Genomic DNA, 24,524 nt, shown 5'->3' on the forward strand with positions numbered 1-24,524 from the left:
AGCCTTCACCACCAGATATTGCGGTCAAAATCGAGAGACGCCACATATAGGGTTAAGAGCCTAGAGGATTAAGCAGTGACAACTATGAACTGCCCGGACTGCGGGAACGAGCGAACACGCGTCATCGATACAGGGACCAGTGCCGACGGAACCTCCGTCCGACGGCGCCGCGAGTGTCAACGCTGTTCGTTCCGCTTTACCACCTACGAACGTCCGGAGTGGGAGTCCCTCCAAGTGAAAAAACGCGACGGAACCATTGAATCGTTCGACCGACAGAAACTCCGCGCAGGGATCGAGCGAGCCGTTGAGAAGCGGGATATAACCGAGACAACAGTGACTGCTCTCGTCGACGATATCGAGAGCGAACTGCAAGGTCGAGAGGCACGTATCGTCGCTTCGAGTCTCATCGGCGAACTCGTCTCTGAGAACCTCCGCACGCTCGATAAGGTAGCCTACATTCGATTTGTCTCCGTTTACAAAGCATTCTCTGAGCCGCAGGAATTCCTGAAAGAACTTGATGCAGTCTTGGATGCAGAACTTGATGACTTCGAAGCCTCGAACAGCTCACTATGACACAAACATACGCAGATCAAACGAATATTCGGTCATCCTTGACCGGGCAAGCATGATCCATGTCCAAACGTACAGACAACGACGGAAACAGAAACCAACCAACAGAGGACGATTCCTCCGGAGTACGTGCCAATGACTGAAAACAAAACCACAGGCGGAGATCCGGAGACCGACATCTTCTCCGAACGGACGCAGCTCAAACCGTACGAGTACCCCGACGTCCTCGAGTACAAAGACGCGATACGGAACAGCTACTGGGTTCACACGGAGTTCAACTTCTCGGGAGACGTCCAAGACTTCAAGGTCAACACGACTCCGGCCGAAAAGACCGTCATCAAGCGGACGATGCTGGCCATCGCGCAGATCGAGGTCCAGGTCAAGACCTTCTGGGCAGAGATCTACGACGAGATGCCCAAAGCGGAGGTTGGGAACGTCGGCATGACCTTCGCCGAGAGCGAGGTCAGACACATGGACGCGTACAGCCACCTCCTCGACATCCTGGGGATCACAGAGGACTTCGAGGAGGTGACCGATGTCCCCGCAATCGAGGAGCGGATCGACTACCTCGACGAGTACCTCGAGAAGAGCGAGAGCGACGACACACAGGAGTACGTGATGAGTCTCCTGCTGTTCTCCACGTTCGTCGAGCACGTCTCGCTGTTCTCGCAGTTCCTCATCATGACGAGCTTCGACAAACACGAAAAGAAGTTCAAGGGGATCGCGAACGCCGTCGAAGCGACCAGCAAGGAGGAGCAGATTCACGGACTGTTCGGTGTCGAACTCGTGGAGACGATTCGCGAGGAGAATCCGGATCTCTTCGACGAGGACTTCGAAGAAGAGGTCCAAGCGGCCTGTCAGCAGGCGTTTGAGGCAGAGATGAAGATACTGGACTGGATCTTCGGTGAGGGCGAACTGGAGTTTCTTCCCCGGGCGCACGTCGACGCGTTCCTGCGGGACCGGTTCAACCAGAGCCTCGAGAACGTCGGTGTCGAGCCGATATTCGACCCGGACGATGACCTGCTCGAGGAGACACGGTGGTTCGACGAGGACATCATGATGACGAAGGACAACGACTTCTTCAGCAAGCGGTCGACCACGTACAACAAACACGCACAGAGCATCACTGCGGAGGACATGTTCTAACGATGGCACAAACAGAACCAGCACTCGACGAGGTCAACCAGCAGCACGAGGAACCGTTCTACTGGCTGAACGAGGACAGCCGGGCGTTCCTCGACGAGGGGTACCTGATCGAGGGTGTCACGGCCGAGGAGCGTGTCAGGGAGATCGCGGAGCGGGCCGAGGAGATCCTGGACGACGACGGCTTCGCGGACAAGTTCTACGACTACATGAGTCGGGGCTTCTACAGCCTCGCGAGTCCGGTGTGGTCGAACTTCGGTCTGGATCGAGGCCTGCCCATCAGCTGCTTCGGTAGCTACATGGAGGACAACATGGAGAGCATCCTCTACACGCAGGCCGAAGTGGGCGAGATGACCAAGCTGGGCGGCGGGACCAGCGGGTACTTCGGCGAGATCCGGCCCCGAGGCAGCCCGATCACGAACAACGGCAAGAGCAACGGAAGCTACAGCTTCACCGAGCTGTTCGACACGATCATCAACGTCGTCAGCCAGGGCGAGACGCGGCGCGGCCAGTTCGCGGGGTACATAGACGTTGAACACGACGATCTGGACGAGTGGCTCAACATCAAGACCGAGGGCGACCCCGTACAGGACATCTACTACGGCGTCATCATCGGTGACGACTGGTTTCGGGCGATGGTCGACGGCGACGAGGAGAAGCGAGAGACGTGGGCAGAAATCATTGAGGCGCGGATCAACATCGGTGTCCCGTACATCATTTTCCGGGACAACATGAACGAAGGTAAGCCACAGGTCTACAAGGACAAGGGCTACGAAATCAATGCCTCCAACCTGTGTACCGAGATTGCACTGCCAGCCACGCCAGATGAGAGTTTCGTCTGTTGTCTCTCATCGATGAATGCGCTCCACTATGACGAGTGGAAGGATACCGACGCAGTGGGAACGCTGACGCGGTTCCTTGATGCCGTCATGGAGGAGTTTATTCAAGAGGCGGAGGGGACGCAGTTCATGGATCGCCCGGTGCGGTTTGCGAAACGGCACAGGGCGATCGGCATCGGCGTCCTCGGCTGGCACAGCTACCTCCAGAGCGAGATGATTCCGTTCGACAGCATGGAGGCCATGGAGAAAAACGAGGCAATCTTCCGCACCATCAAGGAGCGAAGTTACGAGGAGAGTCGTCGGCTCGCCGACGAGTTCGGCGAGCCGGAGGTGCTCGAGGGCTACGGTCGCCGGAACGCGACGACGATGAGCGTGGCCCCGACGAAATCCAGCAGTGTCATCCTGGGGCAGGTCAGTCCGAGCATCGAACCACTGAAATCGAATTACTTCGTCCGCGACGGTGCGAAGCTGAAATCGACGCAGAAGAACCGGTTCCTCGAGGCGATACTGCAACAGCGAGGCAGAGACGAACGCGAGGTCTGGGACAGCATCGCACAGAACGACGGGAGTGTGCAACACCTCGACTGCCTGACCGACGAGGAGAAGGAGGTGTTCAAGACCTTCGCCGAGATCCCACAGATGGCGATCATCAACCAGGCAGCGCAGCGGCAGAAACACATCGATCAGGCACAGAGCCTGAACGTCTCGATCGATCCGAGCGAAGTGAGCGTCAAGGAGATCAACCAGCTCTACATCGAGGCTTGGAAAAAAGGGGTGAAGAGTCTCTACTACCAACACAGCGTGAACGCCGCACAGAAGTTCAGCCGAGACATCCTCGAATGCAAGGCCTGTGAGAGCTGATCCCCCATCGGCCGGTATAATAGAGTAGTCCATGTAAACTACGCCACCCTACCCCTCGGCGTATGCGTGCCTCGGTCCTTGACAGCTTAGGCGTGGATCTCGTCAAACAGATTTGGTCGGAGAATCCCAGCGTGTGGATCGACGAGTTCGGCGACGAAGTAGTCGACCTGATTACCGAAGCGGTCGAGTTAGAAAGAATCACACCTACGAGGCGTGTCCTGACGAAATACTTGGCATGAGTGCCGAGCAGTTTGCCGAGGACGTCGAACACATCACCGACCCGCGCCTTGGACAACTCAACTTACCGGAACAGTACGGGACTGACAATCCGTTCCTGTGGATGTCCGAATAAGTCAACTTGAACAAGGAAGGGGATCCCTTCGAGACGCAGATGACCGAATACCAGAGCGGGGGAAGCCTCAATTGGTACCATCCGACCGCGTTCCGCATAGCAGTAGTTGAAAATGCGGTTTCTTTATCCAGTGTGAAAGGTGAAAAGCCGGTCAGTACAGAGAACATACAGAGCGTTCGAGATGGGGAAAGACGACTACTCCGCATTCCGTTCGAGTTCGGCCATAGTGCCGGCTATGTATCCGACAAATCCAGCGCCGATAACGAGGAATTCGAGGCCGAGTTGGAGTTCGGCCGAGATCGGCAGTGTCAGACTGACACCGACTAGCGCGGCAAGCGTGAAGAGCCCCGTCCCGGCCCCGGTCCAACGCTTATCCTCCCAGTTATCACCAGTCGTGTGAGAGGAGTGCTGGCGGGCGATTCGAAGCGTCATAAGGAGACCGCTTCCCCACAGCAATCCTGTGACTGCCGCCAGTGCAAAATGCCCCACAAACCAATAGAGTCCACCGGTGACGACCAGTGTAACGAGAATACCAACCACCCTGTGATGAGAACTGCCCATCACTTGTTCTGTAATCCAGATAGCTGTTAAACGCTCTTGGGTGAGCGATTGTTGATACTGTCGTCGGACTCTGATGGAGGGTCATGACCAGAGGTCTAAACGGCTCTCTGACCCGATCAGTGATCGGCCGACGTAATCCAAAATCCCAAGACTGCGTGCCATTAACAATGTACTACACAAGAGCGAAGGAAGTAAAAAGATGGCCGGCAGTGGACCGAAAGCTGCCTATCGAAAGCGAGTGCGTGACCTAATCTCGAAGCACAAGGATACTCTCGGCCTCCTTGAGTGACTTAATCGGGACGCTTTGACGGGTACTCTCCCTCCTGCGGAGTAGTATTAGATACTAGTGAGTTTTCGTTGACGAAACGTTGTTTTCGATAAAACGCCAACCGAACGAACGTAACGCGCGAGTTTCGCTCTGAATAATCAACCCTCACGCCATTCCCGACCGTACATTTTTGCTTTGGGACGTGAGAGATACCGTCATACATCATATGTCACACCATGATAGGTATTCTCCGGAAGTCGTGAGGGATTTCTGGCAATACGAGTGGGACCGCCGCGACGTCTACGAATGTCCGGACGACGCGACTGACCCGACGTACGTCCTCGGGATGTTTCCCTACACGTCGGGCAATCTCCACATGGGCCACGTCCGGAACTATGCCATCACCGACGCCTACGCCCGCTACCGGCGGATGTGTGGCGACGACGTGCTCCAGCCGATGGGGTGGGACGCCTTTGGCCTTCCTGCGGAAAACGCCGCCGAACAGCACTTCACCGATCCCCGCTCCTGGACGGAATCGTGCATCGAGAGCATGCGCGAGGAGATGGACGCGATGGGCTTTGGGTACGACTGGTCACGGGAGTTCACCACCAGCGATCCATCGTATTACCGCTGGAACCAGTGGCTGTTCAGACAGTTCTACGAGGCCGACCTGGTGGAATACGACGCGGCCGCGGTCAACTGGTGTCCGGACTGTGAGACGGTCCTTGCAGACGCCCAGGTCGAGCGACCGGCCACAAGCGACGGAAACGGTCCGGACGTTGAGGAGCCGGCCCGAACGAGTGGTCTCTGCTGGCGATGTGAAACACCCGTCGAGACCCGCGAGCTCGATCAGTGGTTCTTCACGATCACCGACTACGCCGAGGAACTACTCGATGGCCTCGATGATCTCGAGGGGTGGCCCGAGAGCGTCAGGGAGATCCAGCGCAACTGGATCGGCAAACAGGACGGGACTGAAGTCACGTTCGAGGTCCCCGAGTATGGCGACGTCTCAGCATTTACGACGCGACTCGATACGATCTATGGGGCGACCTTTCTCGCGATCGCGCCCGGTCACGAACTTGCCCGGACGCTGGCTGCAGACGACGAGCGCGTCGCCGAGTACCTCGATGCGGTTCGGGCAAGCGACAGCGGCCGCTCGAACAGTGTGGACGCGGGTGTTTTCACCGGTGTCCACGCCATCCATCCACTGACTGGTGAGGACGTGCCCATCTACGTCGCCGAGTACGTCCTCGACGACGTGGGCACTGGCGCAGTAATGGGCGTGCCAGCCCACAACGAGCGCGATCACGCGTTCGCAACGGCACAGGACCTCACGATAGCACCGGTGATCGACCCGGCGGACGATGACGCAGACGTGGAACTCGAATCGGCCCCGTACACGGGCGAGGGGATCCTCCGGAACAGCGAGGAGTACGACGGACTGGAAACCGGGGATGCCCGCGAGCAACTGCGCTCGGAACTTGACTGTGCGGACTCGGCTGTCACGTACCGACTCCGGGACTGGCTCATCTCCCGTCAGCGCTACTGGGGGACGCCGATCCCGATTGTCCACTGTGACGATTGCGGACCGGTACTGGTCCCCGAAGACGAGTTACCGGTCGAACTCCCCGACTACGAGCACTCGCGGGCCAATCCCCTCGCCGAGAACGAAGAATTCGTCGAGACCACCTGTCCGGAATGTGGGGCCGCCGCGCGCCGGGAGACGGACACGATGGACACCTTTGTCGACTCCTCGTGGTACTTCCTGCGCTTTCTCTCGCCCGACAGCGACAACGCGCCCTTCGAGGCCGATCTCGCCGAGGAGTGGCTCCCCGTCGACGTCTACGTCGGCGGCGAGGAACACGCCGTGTTACACCTGCTGTACATCCGGTTTTTCGCCCGGGTGCTGTCGGATCTTGACTTGCTTTCGGTCCGGGAACCCGTCCAGCGGCTGGTCAACCAGGGAACGGTCCTCCACGGCGGGGAGAAGATGTCCACGACGAAAGGCAACGTGATCACGCCCCACGAGTACGGCCCGGAGACGACGCGCCTGTTCGTCCTGAGCGCGGCCCACCCGCGACAGGACTTCGAGTGGACCGCAAAGGACGTCAGTTCGGCCTACGAGTTCCAACAGCAACTCCACGAGATGGGGCGAGCTTTCGACGAACGCGAGCAGTTCCGCGACGAGCCTGCCCCACGAGATGAGTATCTCGACCGGGCGATCGACCGAACCATCGCCGCTGCGACCGCGGAGTTCGATGCTTTCCGGTTCCACCAGGCGATCGCCGAGATCCGTGGCCTGGCTGGACTCCTTGGCCAGTACCTCGATGCTGGGACCCCACAGCAAGCGGTCTATCGGCGCGGCCTGGAGACGCTTGCCCTGTTGATCGGCCCGATCGCCCCATATCTGGCCGAAGAGCTCTGGAACACCCTCCGGTGTGAGGGGCTGGTCGTCGAGGCCGAGTGGCCCGACCCAGCGAGCAACGTCACAGCGTACCAAATCGAACGCGCGCTCATCGAGAGCACTCGCGAGGACGTCCGTGACATCTGTGACGTAGCGGGCATCGACGATCCAGACCAGATCACGTTCGTCGTCGCCCCTGCATGGAAGTACCGGGCCTACGAGTCCGTCAGGACCGCAGATCCAGAGGCTGCGGTCGTCAGCCAGGCTCTAAAAGACGAACTCGTCGCCGACCATCGGGACCGTGCTGGACCGTATCTCGCCGATCTCGAAACCCGTCGGCGCTCGCTGGAACCGGTCCTCGAACCCGATCGAGAACGCGCCTTGCTCGATCAGGCGCGCTGGCTGTTCGAGACGGAATTCGACGCGACGGTTCGGATCACCACCGCAGACACGGTCGATGACGAGGACCTAGCCGGCAGGGCCACGCCTGGCAAGCCAGCTATCCATATCGACTGAACAACCGCTTTCTACTCGCTTATGCCTCGATTCGGAGGTGACGATCGACGTAGTTGTCGAGTTCTTCTCTGGTCGACTCGAGGACCGCTTCGTCATCGACGAGTACACTCCTGACTAGCATGCCATACACCATCGCGTGGATGAACTCTGCCGTCTGGGTCGCCTCGACCCGTCGGAAAACGCCTTGCTCGATCCCTGCTTCGATCGTCTCGGTGAGCGTTGCGACGATCACGTCGTCAGTTCGGTCGAACTGTCGGCGGAATGTTTCGTCGTGGGGAGCCTGCGCGCGCATTTCGATCAGCGCCTGGAAGAACTGGAGGTGCTCTTCATCCATCCCTGTCGGGACGAGTTTGTCGAGGAAGTCGTCGAGGCGCTCTTCGGGGCCATCTGGCGTATCTGCTTCTAGTTCGGCCTCGAGTTGGTCGAGCAAGAAGCCGAGAAAATCGGCTAACAGCTCGTCTTTGTCTTCGTAGTGATAGTACAGGAGTGATTTGCTCTTTGGGAACTCCTCTGCGATGCGGGAGATGCTGGTCCCGGCATACCCGTGGGCACAGAGCGCCCGGTAGGTCGCGGTCATGATCGCTTCTTCAGTGGTCCGCTCGTCCTCGGAATCCGATGGTTCAGGCACTGTTATCACCAATCCAGCGGTCCCTGATCGACGGCGCGACTGATTGCTGGGTGGCCCAGGCGCGCCTCGGCCATCGATGCATACAAGTCATGTTTCTGATGGATTACTGTGACCGATGGTCAAAACGCTGTCGACGAATCGCTCGAGAACGGACCGATCAGACGATTCTGGCAGCATCGACAGTGCCTCTTGGACCTCTGTCTGGGTGAGGGCCTCCGGTAGTCCCTGTGGGAGTTCTGGGTCGCTCTCAGCCGCCCTGTGACGTGACTGTGTTCGACTCGTCCGCTGTCGCCACCGTTGCAGTCCGAGGGTCAGCCCGAGTGACCGCAGTGCGTCGAGGCGTTTGTCGTTCGCTTCCTCCAGAAGGCCAGCCAGCTCGCCTGCTGCCGCGGTGACGATCGGCTCGATCGGTGCCGTCTGGGCTGAGTCATTGGCTCCCGATCGAAACCAGCAACGCGTGAATCGCTGACTCGCCGTTGTGAGCGATCGGTAGCAGGCCTGACCGATCGACTCCGTAGCGTGGCGCGTTTGGGCCGGAGAGTCATCCGTTGGGACACCGGCGTATGCAAGCGAGTGGAGAAAATCACTGGCGAGTACGGCCCGTGTCGTGTCGTCGCTGTCTGCCTCGATGGCTTCGTTCGCCTTGAGTCGCATCTGCGCCGAGAGACACGCCACGCTCGCGGCTGCAGACAGCAGTTGCTCGCGATCGGCCGTCCCCGGAAGTGCCTGTCCAGCAAGCACTAGATATCGGCCACTGAACTGATCGGCCGCCTCTTCGATCGGACGAGTCGCGTCCGTCACCAACTGTGCTGGCGCCGCTTTCAACCAGGTCTGAATCTGGCGGTCGATCGCACGTGCAATGTCCGTCTCGGCGGACTCACTCGAAGCTGTCATCCATGTCCCCCCGTGACCGCCAGCCGGTTCCCGGTCCCCCGAGCCGGTCCCGTCAATCTGGCCGTGTCTGTCTCCCGGTGCATGGTAGTAACTGAACGGTAAGTCAGCATCAAAGTTTGGGATCTCACTTACGCACCCGTCCAGCGGCAATATTGACCGAACATTCAGTAAATTCCAACAAGCCTATTACCCGCTCGTGCCAACGCAACGACTACAGATGCTTATCTTCGCCTCGAAACGGGACGTGGTTCAATGAGCGTGTCTGACACCATCGTCGACGCCATCACAGATTACAGCAAACTCGCAATTGCGGTCATGCTGGTGTTGACGATGGTCATCGGGGCTGGGGCGGCACAGGTCTCACAGACCTCGTCGCTCGATCAGTTCCAGTCGGAGACGCCGGAGGCAGACGACCTCGATTACATCGAGACACACTTCTCGACCGGTTCGGCTAACACCACGACAGCACAGGTTATCGTCCGTGGAGATAACGTCCTGAGTAAGTCCGCACTACTCGAGACGCTCCGCTACCAGCAACAGATCCGTACTGATCCAGCGATCGGGGAGACGCTGGCCCAAGAGCGTGCGACTGTCGGCATCGCCAACGCTATCGCCACAGCGGCGATCAAACAAGAGCGCGGCCAGGCACTCCAGGCGACCGCCCAGGAGTTTCAGCGCGTAAACGAAACGGTCCAAGAGCAACGGGCTGCTCTCGAAGCAGAGCGGACGCGACTCGCCAAAAACCGGACCGAGTTCAACGAGACGAAAGCTGCTGTCACGGCCCGAGCGACCGAAGTGAACGCGACCGCAGATGCACTAAAGGCGGGACTCCAGACCATCCAGCAGGAGCCGACCGCCAGCATTCGTGATCAGTTCGACGCTGTGGCGGCGAGTGCGTCGGTCGAGTTGAACGAAACTGACTACGCGACATTCGAGACGGCCGCCAAGCAACTTCGGAACACAACTGATCCAGCGGCGATCGAGGAGGCCTATCAACTCGGCACACGCGGTGTCCTCGCCGCGGAGTACACCGCACTGGCCGAACAACAAGAGCGCCTCGAAACGTGGGGGGCCCAGCTCCAACAGCGTGGCGCTGCGTTGCAGGAACAGGCAGCTCAACTCAGCGAACGGGGCGAACAACTCCGTGACCTTGGGACGGAACTACAGCAAACACGGGCAGCCTTCGAGAACGCTACCGCGGCAACCCTGACCCAGCAGATCGACCAGCTCGAATCGATGAACGCGTCGGCGATCGAAGAGACAGTCGGGCTGGTTCTCGGTGCCGACGGAAACAGCCCATCGAGGGCGTTGACGTTCATGTCGACCAACTACGATCAGGGGTCGAGGAGTGCCCAAGCGACGATGCTGCTGGTAACCCAGCAGACGGAGACGGCGCTGCCACCGGGCGGAACCGCCCCCGAGGCAATTACGGACGCCCAACTGGCACTCCAGGATCTCGGCGCGGACTTCCAACAAGAGTATCTCGTGTTCGGGAGCGGTATCATCACCGACGAGATCAACCGGTCGATGACCGACAGTATGCTCATCGTCGGCCCGCTCGCGCTCCTTTTCGTCTTGTTGGCCCTGGCGATTGGATACCGTGACATCCTCGACATCATCCTGGGCGTGTTCGGCATCGGTGCCGTCCTCGTCTGGACGTTTGGGTTCATGGGGTGGGCGAGCATCGAATTCAACCAGATTTTCATCGCCGTCCCGGTCTTGTTGATCGGGCTCTCGATCGACTACGCAATTCATATCTTCATGCGTCACCGGGAGGAACGGACCGCCGGTGACGAACTCGGGCCACGAGAGTCGATGCGGACCGCCCTCGCCGGTGTCGGCGTCGCACTGACGCTGGTCACGGCGACGACCGTGATCGGCTTCCTCTCGAATGTCACCAGTCCGGTACCGCCGATCCAGGAGTTCGGCGTCGTCAGCTCAGTCGGGATTGTGGCTGCACTGCTGATCTTCGGTGTGCTCGTCCCGGCATTGAAAGTCGAACTCGACGAGTTCCTCGAAGGCCGTGGCTTCGATCGGCACAAGCGAGCGATCGGGACTGGCGGGGGCCGCCTGAGTCAGGTACTCAAGATCGGCTCGGTCGGCGCTCGGAAAGCCCCCTATGCCGTGATCGTCTTCGCACTGTTGTTGTCGGCTGCTGGGGCCTACGGTGGCTCACAGGTCGATACGACCTTCGCACAGGAGGACTTCCTCGCCGAGGATCCGCCCGGCTGGATGGAGCAACTCCCCGAGCCGTTCAAGCCTGGTGACTACACCGCAAAGCAGAACCTCAACTACGTCAACGACCGCTTCATCCGCGAGGACTCCCAAGCACAGCTGCTGATACGGGGTGATCTGGCCACGCCCGACGCGATCGAACGACTCGATCAGGCACGCAGTGAGATGGCCGGCAAAAACGTCACCCAGAAGCTCTCGAGTGGAGAGCCCGACGTCCAATCCCCGCTGTCGGTGATGGAGACGGTCGCTGCCCAAAACGAGACGTTCAACGCGACATTCCAGGCCGCAGATGCAAACGGTGATGGGGTGCCCGAGACGAACGTCTCTGCCGTCTACGAGACGCTGTTCGAGGTCGCACCGGACCAGGCCGGAGCCGTCCTCTCGAAGAACGGCGACGAGTACGAAGCAGCCCGGATCGTCGTCTCGATTCAAGGCGGTGCCTCGAGTTCGGCCGTGACCGAGGAGATGCGGGCTGTCGCCGATTCACTGTCCGGAAGTGGTATCGAGGCGACGGCGACCGGCCAGACGATCCTCTTCGAGATCATCCAAGATCAGTTACTAGAGACGGTCATTCAGAGTCTGCTGATCACACTCGTGGCCGTCTTCGCGTTCCTGATGGTCGTCTACCGAATCAGTGACGGGAGCGCGACACTCGGATTCGTCACCCTGTTGCCGGTCGTGTTCAGCGTCGCCTGGATTCTCGGTACGATGTACCTGCTGGATATCCCGTTCAACGTGATGACGGGGATGATCACGAGCCTGACTGTCGGGCTCGGGGTCGCCTACAGCATCCACCTCAGTGAACGCTACAATCAAGAACTCGAACGCGCCGATTCCGTCTGGGAGGCACTCGACCGCTCGGTGACTGGCACAGGCGGTGCATTGCTCGGCAGCGCGGCAACCACCGTCGGTGGGTTCGGCGTCCTCGTGTTCGCCATCCTGCCCCCGCTCCAGCAATTCGGCCTGATCACCGGACTGACGATCATCTATGCCTTCCTGGCAGCGGTCCTCGTCCTCCCCAGTCTCTTGGTCGTCTGGACCCGGTTGTTCGGCCCGGAGTGGACGTTCAGCGCGGACGAACCGGACGATGACACCGATAGCAGCTCCGCTGACACGGACGCGTCGACAGCCAACACCCGGGCTGTCGACCAACAGGTGGACGCGACGCCGATCAGTGCCGAACGGTCCGTCAAACCCACGCGTGTCACACCTGGCGATGGCGTGACCGTCACCGTCCGTATCGAGGGCGTGAGCGGTCGTCTCGCCGTCCGAGACGGGTTCGACGGAGCCGGGATCGCTCTCCGGACGGCCAGTCCCGCTCCCGCCGAGTTCGCCGTCAGTGACTCGACGGCGGTTCTCGTTTGGGAAGACCCCGAAGCGCCGATCGAAGTCGAATACGACGCGACGATTGCCGGTGACGCCTCCGACGGCTCGACGCTGCAATTCGACGGCGTCGTCTTGACCTCCGGCCCGGATGTTGCCATCGACGGAGAGGACTCGGTTACCGTCGTGTCCGACCTGTTCGATCTGGTCCGATCGGAAGGGCAAATATCACAGGGCGAGTTACGGCTGGCGACTGGACACGTTGCCGACGGCCGCCTCTCGGAGAGTGAATTCGAACGGCTCTGTCGGCTCTGGATCGAGGACGAACGGTAGCTAACGACGACTGGAGAAGTACTTTCGTCGGCTATCGGTCGCGTGAGACTCGCTCGGCTGGGTCTGTTATTATCCCTGTCGAGAGCATAACGCCCGGATCGATGCTGGTGTTGATCCCAGTCTTGACGTCGTCGCCGGCGACGACGCCGAACTTCCGTCGGCCGGTCGAGACACGGTCCCCGTTGACTGTCGCCCGGATCGTCTCCCCGTCGTGACGGAGGTTCGCTACTTTCGTCCCCGCACCGAAGTTGACAGACTTCCCGAGCACGCTATCGCCAACGTACGAGAGGTGAGCCACGTTCGTGTCCGCTCGGACCACACTGTTCTTGATCTCGACGGCATTACCGATGTGGACGTCGGCACCGATCATGCTCGCGCCCCGAACGTAGGCGTTGGGCCCGATCTCTGCCCCGGAACGGACGTAGACTGGGCCGTCGATGACGACTCCCGGTTCGACTGTCGCCCCCGCTTCGATGACGACCGGGCCGCGGAGATCCGCGTCGTCGCTGACGGTACCCCGGATATCCCGCTCGATGCTCGCAAGGACGGTCTCGTTGGCCTCGAGTAACTCCCAGGGCCGACCCACGTCGAGCCACCGGTCGAGTTCGACCGCACTGACGTCGTAGGCGTCGATGACTTTCGTGACGACATCGGTAATCTCGTGTTCGCCCCGTTCGCTCCGGGGGACGTCGAGCCACTCGCGGGCCTTTGCCGGAAAGGCGTAGGCACCGGCGTTTGCGAGATCCGTCGGCGGATCGGCCGGCTTCTCGACGATATCCGTGACGCTGCCGTCTGTGACAGAGACGACACCGTAGTTCGAGGGCGTCGAAACCTCGTAGGTCCCGAGGGCAGGCCCGTTCTCGAAGAGGGCCTGGACGCTCGTGGCGTCGTAGAGATTGTCCCCATTGAGAACGACAAATGAACCATCGAGGTGGGACTCGGCCGCACGTACAGCGTCGGCCGTCCCGTCTTGTTTCGGTTGCTCGACGTACGTGACGGGCACGCCACGATACGATTCCCCAAAGTGAGACTGGATACTCTCGGCGTGGTAGCCAACGACGAAAATCAATTCCGACGCACCTCCGTCGACGGCCACGTCAGCGACGTGTGCCAGTACCGGGCGATCGACGACCGGCAACATGGGCTTTGGTGTTTTCGCCGTCAGCGGACGCATCCGCGTCCCCTCCCCGGCGGCGAGGATAACTGTCTGCATGCCCGTGGCCTCTCGATGCGGACAGATAGACTTACCGCTCGACGGCGCTATGTTCCCCACTCGCCAAGCAGCGTCCTGACCCATCCCCACGCTCAGGCAGGCGACGGCACGAAAACGAATAGCCAGTCTGGAATGTGGACGCGAGACCAGACTGCACTGTGCTCGATCTCCCCTAACTCAAATCCCTCCGTTCACAGCCATAGCTTGCGGACTTGCTCGCTGAGAAATGCTCGGTCCGGGATTTGAACCCAGGTCATCGGCTCGAAAGGCCGAAATGATTGGCCGGACTACACCAACCGAGCGATCAACTGCAATCGAATCGAGGGACTGCTGCCTAATAAATGCCGTCAATCGTCGCTGCTCTGTGGCGTGTTATGGAGCCACAGAGTCGATGCCCGAGACGGAACCTCCAAGGTGACGCTGGCCCACGTCAGTAGCATGGGACTGGTTGGACAGCTTTTCGGCCGAGAACGTGCCGGCGTTGGCCTGTTCGTCGATGGCCCGAACGTCTTTCGTTCGGAGTTCGACGTCGATCTCGACGATCTACGTTCGATCGCTTCCGCATACGGTGACGTTCGGACCGCGAAGCTCTATCTCGACGAACACGCGACGCCGGGGCTCATCCAGGCCGGGGAGGCACACGGGTTCGCGGTCGTGACCACCAGCGGGGATGTGGACGTCAAACTCGCAGTCGACGGGACGCGGGCGGTCAGCGAGAATCACCTCGAGACGGTCGTGGTTGCCTCTCGGGACATCGACTTCAAACCGGTTCTCGAAGTCGCGGCGGAAGCTGGCTGCCAGACCGTCGCAGTTGCGCCCGGCGAGTACGGTCGCTCTGCTGGGCTGGCAGCGACCGCTCACGAGAGTCACACGCTGGGAGACTGATCGACGGTCCTCCGGGGTGTTGTCCCTGGGTGGGGCATCACTCGGAGACGAACGTCTTTTTGACTCCCGCGCCTGCCTTTCAGCACATGACCGACACGTACGACGGGCCAATCCTCGACAACCACCTGCACCTCGATCCCGAGCACGGACGAGGGATCGACGCCGTCGAGGACTTTGCCCGGGCCGGTGGTACGCACATGCTCGTCGTCAACAAGCCCTCCTGGATGATCGCCGAGATTCCCGAAGACGAGGCTATCTTCGAGTCGGTCTTCGAGACGACGATCGAAGCTGTCCAACAAGCCAGTGACGTCCTGGACGGACGTGCCTGGCCGATCTTGGGCGTCCATCCGGCACTGATCTCGAAGCTAACTGGTCGTGGCTACACGCCCGAACAAGCCCGAGAGATCATGCAGGCTGGGCTCGACATCGCCGCCGAGTACGTTGCCGACGGCCCGGCGCTCGGCCTGAAATCCGGACGGCCTCACTACGAGGTCGGTGATCCGGTCTGGGACGCCTCGAACGCCGTGATGCAACACGCCTTCGAACTCGGCGCGGAAACTGGCTGTGCGGTCCAGTTGCACACGGAAGGTGGCGAGGATTTTACTCAGGTTGGGGCATGGGCCGAGGAGCGGGGCCTCCCCGCAACGCAAGTCGTCAAACACTATTCGGAGGGCCGTCTCGACGGCCCAACCAAAAGCGTTCTCGCGGACAAAGATGAACTCGAAATCGCCGCCGAGATAGCCGAGCCGTTCTTTTTGGAGACGGACTTCATCGACGATCCGGACCGGCCAGGCGCAGTCTTGGGGCCGAAAACAGTTCCGCGTCGCACCGAGTGGCTGCTCGAAAACGGACACGAGGATGCCGTCCGGACCGCACACGTCGAGACGCCGGCGTCAGTCTACGGAATCGACACGGAAGCGACGCTGTAATCGCCAAGTGGAAAGACGACCGCTGCTTACAGTTCGAACGTCTCGTCACCGTCGAGGACGTGCACGTCGGCGTCACTACCGACGGCTTCCACTTCGCGGGCGAAGTCTTCGGGATCCTGTTCGATCGGCGGGAACGTATCGTAGTGGATCGGGAAGACGTGATCGACCGCCAGCCAGTCGACTGCGACGGCGGCCTGCTCTGGCCCCATCGTGAAGTGATCACCGATCGGTACGGCGGCAGCGTCGGGTTCGAGGAACGGGGCGATCACGTCCCGCATCTCGGTCATCAGGCTGGTATCGCCGGCGTGATAGAAGGCCGTCGTCTCCTCGTCGCGTGTCCGCGTCGGTTCCGCATCCGAGATGACGAACCCGGCGGGCATGCCTGCCGAACCGACCTCGTAGGTGGTGTTGATGCCGTTGGTATGGTCGGCCCGGTGCATCGTCGCGTAGGCGTCACCGACCTCGACGGTTCCGCCGAGGTTCATACCGATCGTCTCGTTGCCGTGGGTGTCTGCGACGTAGGCAGCTAGTTCCGGCGTCGCCACGACAGTCGCGTCGAAGGCACCTACGTCCCCGATGTGGTCGGCGTGGCCGTGCGTGAGCAACACGAAGTCCGGCTGTTGGACCTCGGCAGGCGACAGGGCTGTTTTCGGATTGTCGAAAAATGGGTCGACGAGTAGGCGCGTCTCGTCGACGACGACACTCCAGGTCGAATGACCGTGCCAGGTGAGGTGCATACGTCATCCGGTCGTATGGGTGTCGGTCACTTAACACTGCAGGGCGGCCCTGGCCCAAGCGTTTATGCGAACCGCTACCTAGGTACGTGTATGTCTGAGGATGGCGTCTCACGGCGTGGCTTCCTCCGGACGGTCGGTGCCGCGACAGCCCTCAGCCTGGCTGGGTGTGCCGACTCACCGTCGAGTGGGACACCGACCCAGACTGCCACTTCGGATCGATCGACGCAAACGCCGATCGAACTCCAGGATGGCGATCTCATCGACGGAGAACCGATCGATCAACTAAATGACGACGGGACCGCTCGATTTAGCGAAGTCTATCAAGCGGTTCGAGATTCGGTTGTACAGATCAGGGTGCTGACAGCGAGCGGCGAAAGTGCGGGCTCGGGGTTTATCTACGACGAGTCACATCTGGTGACGAACGAACACGTTGTCGCCGATGCCCAGGACTTGTTCGTTCGATATCGAACAACCGGCTGGCGCGACGCCGAAGTCGTGGGAACTGACGTCTATAGCGATCTAGCTGTCCTTCGTGTCGACGATCACCCGGATGCGGCCCAACCCCTTCCACTTGTCGAGGCAGACCCAGCCGTCGGCACCGAAGTCATCGCGATCGGCAATCCGTTCGGCCTCTCGGGAACGGTTTCAAGCGGGATCGTCAGCGGTGTCGATCGAACGCTGTCGGCCCCGAATAATTTCAACATCCCCGATGCGATACAGACCGACGCTCCCGTCAACCCTGGCAACAGTGGGGGGCCACTGGTTGATTTACGAGGACAAGTCGTCGGCGTCATCAGCGCCGGTGGCGGTGACAATATCGGACTCGCGATCTCCGCACCGCTGGCCAGACAGGTCATCCCTGATTTGATCGCGACCGGCTCTTACGAGCACCCGTACCTCGGGATCGGACTGCAAAACGTTACTCCGGAACTGGCTGCGGCCAACGACATGCCCGAAGCGACCGGGGTCTACGTCACTCGCGTCGTCACAGACGGGCCGGCCGACGGCGTCCTCCGTGGTTCGACGGGCCGTGAATACGTCTATGGCCAATCTGTCCCTGTCGGTGGCGACGTCATTCTCCGCGTTGCAGGCCAGCCAGTCCCGACGTCGGACGCGCTCGCGAGTGTGCTGGCACTGGGCACCCAGCCCGGCGAACCAGCCGAGTTGCGTATCTGGCGGGACGGATCGGAACAGTCTGTCGAAGTCGACATCGGTGTGCGGCCCCAGTAAGTGAGGTTACTCTAGCCGTTTGGCGACGCCTTGTTCGAGTAGTGGCGCCACGTTGGTCTCGGGAAGTGCTACCACGTCGTCAGTTGCAAGATCGTACGCTCGATCGTCGATACCCAGTATCTCGCCGACGTCGTCAGTGATCTTGACCGTGGTTCGGTCGATACCGTCAGCCACGCTGTCTGCAGGAACAGCCCCTGGGCCATCGCTGCCACTCGCCCCACCGTGTCCGGGTGTGCCGCCGTCGCCCCGCGTCGCCTCGTCGACTGTCTTCCCGCCGGACGTGGCACTTGTGGCCGGCGGCGTGTCGACGGGTTTGTCACTCATGTCGTCGGGGTCGTCCTGCTGGACGGGATCGGGACTCCCCATGAGATCGGCGGCAGAGACGTCGGGCTGTGTTTCCTGTTGACTGGGAGCCTTACTCGGCTGGCCGGACTCGGGATCCTCCTCGGCCGGGTCGCTGCCGGCAGGGTCTGTGGAGGCTTCGATCCCGGCCGTCTCGTCGAGCCCGATATCAGCCGTCTCGCCGTCTAGGACGTCGAAGACACGCGTCCGGTTGTTCTCGATCGCTTCGACGAGCGTCTCGAAGAGGTCTTGCTCTTCGGTTGTCAGTCCGCCGTCTTCGGTTGGCATGTCCGCGGCCGCCATCGAGGCCATCTTGACGAGTTTCCCGACCCGTCGTTCGTAGATGGCTTCGAGTGTCTGTTCGGCGGTCGCGATGTCGTCGCTCAGCCGGTTGACTTCGGGCGCATCGAAGGGATCGTCCGCGTTTGCAGCCACTCGCTCGCGTTCTTTACGGAGCGCACGCACGAACTCGCCAGCCTCCTCGTAGAACGAATCGCGAAGTTGCTGGAGGCTGTCGGTTTGGCGCTCGCGACTCTGTACTGATTGGATCTCGTCTAAGTCCATATCTCCTCTGCGTTACTCAGGTCCCTTCTGTGCGCGCCCTCTCGACATGAGGAACACGCCAAGGTACTCCGGAACGGTACTGACTCCCTCCGAGAGTGTAAAGGTATCGCCGTCGAGCTCTACCTTCCCTGGCGCTGTCACTTCGACAGTGATCTCGTGGCCCCGGAACGTGTCTGGGATCGCATCGACGAGTGGATCGAAGCTGTCGATCTCGTCTCGTTGGAGTGTCCGGACTGCGAGCCCACTGCCGCCGTGAAGGCTTCCAGGGAGGCGGATGAGGCGGTTCGTGTCCGTCGTGACCGGTTCGTCGATCGGCGCGTTCTGGGCTGTGATGACCTCGTGGGTAAGTGCATCGACGAGTTTGCGGATGCCCGGGCCACCGGCTTCGAGATTCCCGTTCTCGATGGCATCCCGGTTTGCATCGATCGCCCCGTAGACAGTCGTTGCACGACCCTCACCGATCCCATCGAGTTCCTGGAGACGATCTTTGGCGTCGGCTTCCGAGAGCGATTCGATCTCGGAGACGAACGCCAGCAGCGCTTCGTGGACGCGCTTGCCCCAGCCACCGTCCGTTCGGAGACGGCGCGCGGTGACGTTGCCTCGCATCTCGGTCGTCACGAGGCCGTCGAGATCGAGTCCGATCCCGCGAACGTAATCGACGATCTCGCGTCGCCCTTCCCGGTCCAGTTGCTGGATACCCTCCTCGCGCACGTGGACGTGATACCCGCGCCCGCCCGAGAACACAATCGTCAAGTCTTCGAATCCGAAGTCCGTCTCCAGAAAGTCGAGCAATCGCATGAGCGCGTCCTTACACGCAGCGAGCATCTCCGCGTAGGTCGTCTCGGCCGGATCGACACTCGGGAGGTGATCTGCGTCGAGGTCGAAAACGACATCCGACCCGTGCCAGTCCTTTTCAGCCATCGAGGAGGCGCTCGGGTCGGCGTATCGGCCTGCCGAGAAGTACACGTGGCGGGGGCGCTCGCGTGCGAGAAATGACTCCAACTCGCCGAGATCGAGCAACGACTTGTGCCGAACCATTGTCTCGCCCGGCCCCTCGGTCCAGGGGATGTAGCCCCACTCACGCTCGTGGGCATCGGGTGGCGGCGAAAGGTCGACGCGCCGGTAGTGATCGCCGAACCGACCCCGGAGATAGGCACGGGTTCGCTCTTCCATCGTCCCCGATTTCGGGCGAGACCAGCAAAGGCGTGTTGATCCTGTTGCCCGCAAGCGAGCTCCCAGTGCCGTGTCTCTACTCTAAGCGGAGCAGGCCGAGTGCCTCGGGGCTTGACCCCGAGGCCGTTCACACCTGCAAGTAGCCGGCTAGGACACGCTCGTTCGCTTTGGCGGCCGTCTGCCCTCCGTTCGCGTCCGCCGTCGTATCCCATCGGGCACAGACACGCGAGGATCGAAACCCAGACGCCCGCGGGATTCGCCCCACTGGGCCGTGACCGGATGTCGGAACGAATAAGAAGTCAGGTCCAATAGCCTGGGGTGAAGTCCCGTGGTGTAGTGGCCAATCATAGAGGCCTTTGGACGGGATTTGAGTGTTCAGATGCCGGAAGAGAGCCTCTGACGGCGGTTCGAATCCGCCCGGGACTATCTTCTCGCGACCAGTTACGGAAGCGACACCGTTGATTCTACGCTGGTAGCTCGTTTTGTCCCCGATGTCGGCCTTACGCAGCGTGAACGGAGACGGGCCTCAGGGCCGCAACCAGGCTGCGGTCACGTTACGGTACGTCGTCCAGAAGTCCCGCCAGAGTCGTTCGTCTGGCGTGCCATCGGGTGGCATCCCATACCTCCCCCGCGCGAGGCGTGGCGATATGGGTGAGGGGAGACGCGAGTCTTCGAGTGACTGTGAGGGCCGGACCGACACGGCGCGACCACACTCCGGGCACTGGTACCAGATCGACCGAGAGCCACTCCGCTCGTGGAGAATCCAGTCTCCGTCGACGTGGCTATCGTGCCCACAGTTCGCACAGAACAACACTGACTTTCGTCGTCGTGGCCCACAACTTCCCGGTGACGGTTGCGAGGGCGCCATCCCTGAAGGGTACGCGACTGTTGAGTAAAAAGGTTAGTATAGATCATCATATTCCGCACTGTGAACCGCCTCGGCCCGTGCCGCCTGGAGAGTCTGCCCACAGCACGCCGATTCCATCATCCCCCTGGCGCGCTACGACGATTCGGTAATCGCGACTGGCTCGCCGCGGGCGGCACTTTCAGCTAATGCGTCGATGACCCGCATATTTCGGACGGATTCTTCGACGTCGATGCGTGGTGTCTCGCCACGTTCGACTGCATCAGCAAAGTGTTCGACCTCACGCTGGTACGGATCAACTGGTTCGAACTCTTCGGTGACGCGCCGGCCGTCGATTTCGTATTCGATCGAGACACGCTGGTCGGGATCGGCTCCGAAGACGTCCGTCGCACGGAGCCATCCGTCGACGGCGTCGACACGGTACGATTCGGTGAGCTGTGTATCGAATCCGGAATGGACACGGGCCGTCGCCCCGGACTCGAACTCCAGAATGCCAGTCAATTGCGTATCGACCCCGCTGTCGCGCGTGTCGGCCTGCGTTGCGTAGACGCGCTCCGGTTCGCCGAAGAACAACCGCATCGCGCTGACGGCATAACAGCCGACGTCCATGAGTGAGCCGCCGGCGAGATCCGGATTCAGCCGAATATCGTCAGGGCGACCGCGCAACGAGAACGTGAACGATGCGGACCCAGCTCTGAGATCACCCAACTCCTCGCGAACGATCTGGGCTGCGCGCTCGGTTCGTGGGTGGAACCGATACATGAACGCCTCCATTAGCGTCACGTCCTGTTGGGCGCAGTATTCGAACATCTCCGCCGCTTCGTCGGCGTCGACTCCGATCGGCTTCTCACACAAGATGTCCACTCCAGCGTCGGCGGCCCGCTTTGTCCACTTCGCGTGGAGGCCATTCGGGAGCGGGTTGTACACCGCATCGATCGGGGCCTCCTCGAACAGCGCCTCGTAACTCCCGTACGCGTTGGGAGTGCCCCTCTCTTGGGCAACCGCTGTGGCTCGATCACCTCCCCGAGACGCGATTGCCGTGACCTCGTGTTCGCTGCGCTCGACTGCGGGGATGAGTGCCTTCTGTGCGATCCCGGCCGTACTAATGATCCCAAATCGCATACGACTGGCTTCGCTTGGCACTGCCTTGAAGCTCCGGGCTCTGGCAGAAGTCAATCGCTCCTCGTCGATGATTGTATTACGCGTATACTGGCTCTGGCGAACAATCCGACTGTCGAGTTTTTGTTCTCCGATAAGAGGAGTGCGTGGGACCGGATTTGAACCGGCGGACCTCTACAGGACAGCGCCCTCAACGCTGCGCCGTTGGCCTGGCTTGGCTACCCACGCGCTTGTTCGCTGTCTGCATTCCACTGTTGTAGTCGGCATACTAAAGTCGCTTTCGTTTGGCTTCCGTCCCCGACATTCCTTCACTCTCACAGTGGACATGACTGATAGTTTTCTGCCGTCACTGTAGACTCAATCACCCGATTGCCTTAAATCACTGTGTCGATTGTCCATAGGCTACCCACGTTCGTCAAATCGCAAGCCCGTAAACGGGTGAAGGCCTGTGACGGGGGGTAGGTTCTTCGGGTCCAGTAGGAACGTGCCTTCACGAAACTTCCCGATTGCCAACAATACACAACAGTTTATTCGACTTGAACATGGTTCGTATGAAAGTAGCCAGAAATTTGATTAGAAAACGGGTGTGAAAGGGCCAGAAAAATCTATTAGAAGCGTCTGCGTGCGCGTAAGGCGCGTATGGCAACGGATTTGGCTTTCACAACTATCAAATAAGTGTCATTGGGACTTCTCTAATAGAAACCCAAACTCACAAGTGCCTGCGGGTCATTCGTTTATATACGACGGGGTACGATCATGGCCGAATCAACAAATTCCCAAACTCAGACAGCCACCTACTGGTTGAAACCTGAGCAAGTCGAGAAACTCCGTGACGCTACAATCGAAACCTCTGCCAGCTACTTGGCCGACAGGAACGACGTGTTGATTGAGTTAATCTATGACACGGGGTTACGTGTCGGGGAGGTAGTTGCTCTCGACGTGGACATGGTTGACTGTGATGGCGGGATCATACGGCTACCCCCCGACATACAGAAAGACTATCCGAACGACAATTCACCGACGTACACAGAAATAGAATTGGCCGACTCGACAGTCAGGGACCTGCGGAAATACCTCTCGAATCGGTGGAAAGACAGTGAGGCACTATTCCCGTCACGCCAGTCGGCACGGATGACAACGGAATCCGTCCGTAATGTCGTTTCAAAGGCGGCAGAGGTGGGTGAGATACGTCCCTTGACGACAAACGGACGTGGGGAGCCTGCTAACGTAACTCCCCACACGCTTCGTCACAGCGTTGCATATCGCATGATGAACGTCGAAGAGGGGAACACGCTATACGATGTACGAAACCGTCTCAGGCACAGAAGTATTCAAACCACAGAACAGATTTACGATCACTTCCGTCGAGTCTAATACGGAATTGTTTCTCTCTAAGAAAGTGTCAGCATAGACGTTTGGCCCGACTTCCGAACTGTCGACCTGCCAGCGTAGCGGGCGGGGCCTCGTCGGTTTCGGCTTCGGGCAACAGCAACAGCTTGGGAAGAGGAAGAACAAAATGTGAGAACAGAGACTGTCACAGGTTTGTTTTGAGTAGAAATATGTGAAATTATAGTCGGTTACGGGTCACGATCGTGAGGGAAGTCACCTTTCGAGGGGAAACCCCCTGATTCGACACGGGATCATAGGAAGAGACCAACTTTCTCATTACGATTGTGACAGGTGCAAGCCTGCCACCCCCCCACGTCCCTAGCGGGGGTTTTTTAGGCCTTACAGAAGAAGGTTCAATAAGTTAACAGGAGTCCGCAATTCACTCGCTCTCGCTCTCCCTGTGTATCCGTGCCACCATAGCACTCGACGTAGCAGCAGGATGCGGCGAAACGTCAGTGAAGTGACTCAAGGCTGTGGAAACATCTGCCATGCGTATGTTCCCCTCCTTTTCATATTCGTGTCGCAGGTAAAAGTCGAGTGCCATGACGGGGTTGTCACCCACTTTATCCGACTGTTGTGCTTCCCTATGTAACTCTTTCACACGGTCCCCGTCTGTTAACGTATCACGGGAAACTGGCATTACAGTATGTTCACTCTCTGAGCCTCTTGCCGAACGTCACTCTCCGTCACGTTCCTGTCGAGCCTATCAGAGAGTAACTGAGCAACTTCCCCCAACGACATGCCGTTCGTAGCCAACAGCTGACTAAGGACTCTCACGTCGGCGTATACAGGCTCCTGTAGTAGTTTGAGGGGCCACGTCTCTCCCCCAGGTAGGGTGAGTGAATTCGTCCCACCTTCCTGCGGGTCACTCGACTGTGATTCAGAATCGGGTAGGTCGATCCCGTGAAGATTAGCCACCTTTTTGACCGTCTCCACCTCACTATTCAACTCGCGGCTTACATCCGATACTGAGTTGATTAGATCAGACTCGAAGAGACGGGACAGGAACTTTGACGAGTCAGGTTGAAACAGCTGATCCCCCCTCCGATAATGTTTATATCCATCATTAACATTTTCAGATAGTTTGATGGGATCACCGATCACAGGACTTCCGACCTTCCACCTGATAGTGCGTTCTAAGGTAAGGTCAT

At 59.8% G+C, this 24,524-nt stretch carries 17 protein-coding genes, 3 tRNA genes and 1 pseudogene; 11 read left to right on the plus strand and 10 right to left on the minus strand.

Going from position 1 to position 24,524, the window contains the following annotated elements:
• Positions 1 to 84: 84 nt before the first annotated feature.
• From nrdR to Hrd1104_RS13560, 4 genes and pseudogenes are all read left to right on the plus strand, one after another.
• Positions 85 to 573 carry a transcriptional regulator NrdR gene (gene nrdR / locus Hrd1104_RS04860; RefSeq protein ID WP_154551690.1) on the plus strand — a complete coding sequence of 163 codons (489 nt, stop codon included), beginning with the start codon at positions 85 to 87 and terminating at the stop codon, positions 571 to 573.
• A gap of 132 nt (positions 574 to 705) precedes the next feature.
• Positions 706 to 1,716, plus strand: a complete 1,011-nt coding sequence (locus Hrd1104_RS04865) for a ribonucleotide-diphosphate reductase subunit beta (protein WP_154551691.1) — start codon at positions 706 to 708, stop codon at positions 1,714 to 1,716.
• Between the two features lie 2 nt (positions 1,717 to 1,718).
• The gene (locus Hrd1104_RS04870) at positions 1,719 to 3,413 is read left to right on the plus strand and encodes a ribonucleoside-diphosphate reductase subunit alpha (RefSeq protein WP_154551692.1); all 1,695 of its coding nucleotides are present in this window, start codon (positions 1,719 to 1,721) and stop codon (positions 3,411 to 3,413) included.
• An 89-nt stretch (positions 3,414 to 3,502) separates the two neighbouring features.
• A pseudogene (locus Hrd1104_RS13560) lies at positions 3,503 to 3,840 on the plus strand (ribonucleotide-diphosphate reductase subunit beta); the annotation flags it as partial.
• 120 nt (positions 3,841 to 3,960) lie between these two features.
• Here the strand turns inward: Hrd1104_RS13560 and Hrd1104_RS04880 are convergent.
• Positions 3,961 to 4,326 (minus strand): sterol desaturase, encoded by a 366-nt coding sequence (locus Hrd1104_RS04880; protein ID WP_154551693.1) that lies wholly within the window; start codon positions 4,324 to 4,326, stop codon positions 3,961 to 3,963.
• A gap of 494 nt (positions 4,327 to 4,820) precedes the next feature.
• Between Hrd1104_RS04880 and leuS the strand changes: the two genes are divergently transcribed.
• A complete protein-coding gene (leuS, locus tag Hrd1104_RS04885) occupies positions 4,821 to 7,514 on the plus strand; it encodes a leucine--tRNA ligase (RefSeq protein WP_154551694.1) in 2,694 nt (897 codons plus the stop codon).
• Positions 7,515 to 7,533: 19 nt separating this feature from the next.
• Here the strand turns inward: leuS and Hrd1104_RS04890 are convergent, their stop codons facing one another.
• Both Hrd1104_RS04890 and Hrd1104_RS04895 read right to left on the minus strand, forming a co-directional pair.
• Positions 7,534 to 8,142 carry a TetR/AcrR family transcriptional regulator gene (locus Hrd1104_RS04890; protein ID WP_229770542.1) on the minus strand — a complete coding sequence of 203 codons (609 nt, stop codon included), beginning with the start codon at positions 8,140 to 8,142 and terminating at the stop codon, positions 7,534 to 7,536.
• A gap of 87 nt (positions 8,143 to 8,229) precedes the next feature.
• Positions 8,230 to 9,036, minus strand: coding sequence for a hypothetical protein (locus tag Hrd1104_RS04895; RefSeq protein WP_154551695.1), 807 nt, complete (start codon positions 9,034 to 9,036; stop codon positions 8,230 to 8,232).
• A 252-nt stretch (positions 9,037 to 9,288) separates the two neighbouring features.
• On the opposite strand from Hrd1104_RS04895, the gene Hrd1104_RS04900 reads away from it, so the two are divergent.
• A complete protein-coding gene (locus tag Hrd1104_RS04900) occupies positions 9,289 to 12,927 on the plus strand; it encodes an MMPL family transporter (protein ID WP_154551696.1) in 3,639 nt (1,212 codons plus the stop codon).
• A 31-nt stretch (positions 12,928 to 12,958) separates the two neighbouring features.
• On the opposite strand, the gene glmU is transcribed toward Hrd1104_RS04900, so the two are convergent.
• On the minus strand, positions 12,959 to 14,140 hold the full coding sequence (glmU, locus tag Hrd1104_RS04905; protein ID WP_154551697.1) for a bifunctional sugar-1-phosphate nucleotidylyltransferase/acetyltransferase: 1,182 nt from the start codon (positions 14,138 to 14,140) through the stop codon (positions 12,959 to 12,961).
• Between the two features lie 227 nt (positions 14,141 to 14,367).
• A tRNA-Glu gene (locus Hrd1104_RS04910) sits at positions 14,368 to 14,442 on the minus strand.
• 136 nt (positions 14,443 to 14,578) lie between these two features.
• Between Hrd1104_RS04910 and Hrd1104_RS04915 the strand changes: the two genes are divergently transcribed.
• Together Hrd1104_RS04915 and Hrd1104_RS04920 are read left to right on the plus strand one after the other, a co-directional pair.
• Entirely contained in the window at positions 14,579 to 15,025 is a 447-nt protein-coding gene (locus tag Hrd1104_RS04915; RefSeq protein WP_154551698.1) for an NYN domain-containing protein, read from the plus strand.
• Between the two features lie 86 nt (positions 15,026 to 15,111).
• Positions 15,112 to 15,954 (plus strand): TatD family hydrolase, encoded by an 843-nt coding sequence (locus tag Hrd1104_RS04920; protein WP_154551699.1) that lies wholly within the window; start codon positions 15,112 to 15,114, stop codon positions 15,952 to 15,954.
• Positions 15,955 to 15,980: 26 nt separating this feature from the next.
• Here Hrd1104_RS04920 and Hrd1104_RS04925 read toward each other — a convergent pair whose 3' ends face one another.
• Positions 15,981 to 16,691, minus strand: coding sequence for a metal-dependent hydrolase (locus tag Hrd1104_RS04925; RefSeq protein WP_154551700.1), 711 nt, complete (start codon positions 16,689 to 16,691; stop codon positions 15,981 to 15,983).
• A gap of 90 nt (positions 16,692 to 16,781) precedes the next feature.
• Between Hrd1104_RS04925 and Hrd1104_RS04930 the strand changes: the two genes are divergently transcribed.
• Positions 16,782 to 17,921 carry a S1C family serine protease gene (locus tag Hrd1104_RS04930; RefSeq protein WP_154551701.1) on the plus strand — a complete coding sequence of 380 codons (1,140 nt, stop codon included), beginning with the start codon at positions 16,782 to 16,784 and terminating at the stop codon, positions 17,919 to 17,921.
• 6 nt (positions 17,922 to 17,927) lie between these two features.
• On the opposite strand, the gene Hrd1104_RS04935 is transcribed toward Hrd1104_RS04930, so the two are convergent.
• Positions 17,928 to 18,827 (minus strand): hypothetical protein, encoded by a 900-nt coding sequence (locus Hrd1104_RS04935; RefSeq protein ID WP_154551702.1) that lies wholly within the window; start codon positions 18,825 to 18,827, stop codon positions 17,928 to 17,930.
• A gap of 12 nt (positions 18,828 to 18,839) precedes the next feature.
• The gene (priS, locus tag Hrd1104_RS04940) at positions 18,840 to 20,000 is read right to left on the minus strand and encodes a DNA primase small subunit PriS (RefSeq protein WP_154551703.1); all 1,161 of its coding nucleotides are present in this window, start codon (positions 19,998 to 20,000) and stop codon (positions 18,840 to 18,842) included.
• A gap of 322 nt (positions 20,001 to 20,322) precedes the next feature.
• On the opposite strand from priS, the gene Hrd1104_RS04945 reads away from it, so the two are divergent.
• Positions 20,323 to 20,426 (plus strand) — tRNA-Gln (locus tag Hrd1104_RS04945).
• A gap of 574 nt (positions 20,427 to 21,000) precedes the next feature.
• On the opposite strand, the gene Hrd1104_RS04950 is transcribed toward Hrd1104_RS04945, so the two are convergent.
• Together Hrd1104_RS04950 and Hrd1104_RS04955 are read right to left on the minus strand one after the other, a co-directional pair.
• Positions 21,001 to 21,987 (minus strand): Gfo/Idh/MocA family protein, encoded by a 987-nt coding sequence (locus tag Hrd1104_RS04950; RefSeq protein ID WP_154551704.1) that lies wholly within the window; start codon positions 21,985 to 21,987, stop codon positions 21,001 to 21,003.
• A gap of 140 nt (positions 21,988 to 22,127) precedes the next feature.
• Positions 22,128 to 22,212 (minus strand) — tRNA-Leu (locus tag Hrd1104_RS04955).
• A gap of 528 nt (positions 22,213 to 22,740) precedes the next feature.
• Here Hrd1104_RS04955 and Hrd1104_RS04960 point away from each other — a divergent pair.
• The gene (locus Hrd1104_RS04960) at positions 22,741 to 23,358 is read left to right on the plus strand and encodes a site-specific integrase (protein WP_154551705.1); all 618 of its coding nucleotides are present in this window, start codon (positions 22,741 to 22,743) and stop codon (positions 23,356 to 23,358) included.
• Positions 23,359 to 24,524 lie beyond the last annotated feature (1,166 nt).

The organism is Halorhabdus sp. CBA1104 (assembly GCF_009690625.1).
In the GTDB taxonomy this organism is placed as follows: Archaea; Halobacteriota; Halobacteria; order Halobacteriales; family Haloarculaceae; genus Halorhabdus.

What these genes read in the sequence shown, in the direction of transcription:
- nrdR (WP_154551690.1), top strand. Translation starts at nt 85, where the DNA reads ATGAACTGCCCGGACTGCGGGAACGAGCGAACACGCGTCATCGATACA.
- Hrd1104_RS04865 (WP_154551691.1), top strand. Translation starts at nt 706, where the DNA reads ATGACTGAAAACAAAACCACAGGCGGAGATCCGGAGACCGACATCTTC.
- Hrd1104_RS04870 (WP_154551692.1), top strand. Translation starts at nt 1,719, where the DNA reads ATGGCACAAACAGAACCAGCACTCGACGAGGTCAACCAGCAGCACGAG.
- Hrd1104_RS04880 (WP_154551693.1), bottom strand. Translation starts at nt 4,326, where the DNA reads ATGGGCAGTTCTCATCACAGGGTGGTTGGTATTCTCGTTACACTGGTC.
- leuS (WP_154551694.1), top strand. Translation starts at nt 4,821, where the DNA reads ATGTCACACCATGATAGGTATTCTCCGGAAGTCGTGAGGGATTTCTGG.
- Hrd1104_RS04895 (WP_154551695.1), bottom strand. Translation starts at nt 9,036, where the DNA reads ATGACAGCTTCGAGTGAGTCCGCCGAGACGGACATTGCACGTGCGATC.
- Hrd1104_RS04900 (WP_154551696.1), top strand. Translation starts at nt 9,289, where the DNA reads ATGAGCGTGTCTGACACCATCGTCGACGCCATCACAGATTACAGCAAA.
- glmU (WP_154551697.1), bottom strand. Translation starts at nt 14,140, where the DNA reads ATGCAGACAGTTATCCTCGCCGCCGGGGAGGGGACGCGGATGCGTCCG.
- Hrd1104_RS04915 (WP_154551698.1), top strand. Translation starts at nt 14,579, where the DNA reads ATGGGACTGGTTGGACAGCTTTTCGGCCGAGAACGTGCCGGCGTTGGC.
- Hrd1104_RS04920 (WP_154551699.1), top strand. Translation starts at nt 15,112, where the DNA reads ATGACCGACACGTACGACGGGCCAATCCTCGACAACCACCTGCACCTC.
- Hrd1104_RS04925 (WP_154551700.1), bottom strand. Translation starts at nt 16,691, where the DNA reads ATGCACCTCACCTGGCACGGTCATTCGACCTGGAGTGTCGTCGTCGAC.
- Hrd1104_RS04930 (WP_154551701.1), top strand. Translation starts at nt 16,782, where the DNA reads ATGTCTGAGGATGGCGTCTCACGGCGTGGCTTCCTCCGGACGGTCGGT.
- Hrd1104_RS04935 (WP_154551702.1), bottom strand. Translation starts at nt 18,827, where the DNA reads ATGGACTTAGACGAGATCCAATCAGTACAGAGTCGCGAGCGCCAAACC.
- priS (WP_154551703.1), bottom strand. Translation starts at nt 20,000, where the DNA reads ATGGAAGAGCGAACCCGTGCCTATCTCCGGGGTCGGTTCGGCGATCAC.
- Hrd1104_RS04950 (WP_154551704.1), bottom strand. Translation starts at nt 21,987, where the DNA reads ATGCGATTTGGGATCATTAGTACGGCCGGGATCGCACAGAAGGCACTC.
- Hrd1104_RS04960 (WP_154551705.1), top strand. Translation starts at nt 22,741, where the DNA reads ATGGCCGAATCAACAAATTCCCAAACTCAGACAGCCACCTACTGGTTG.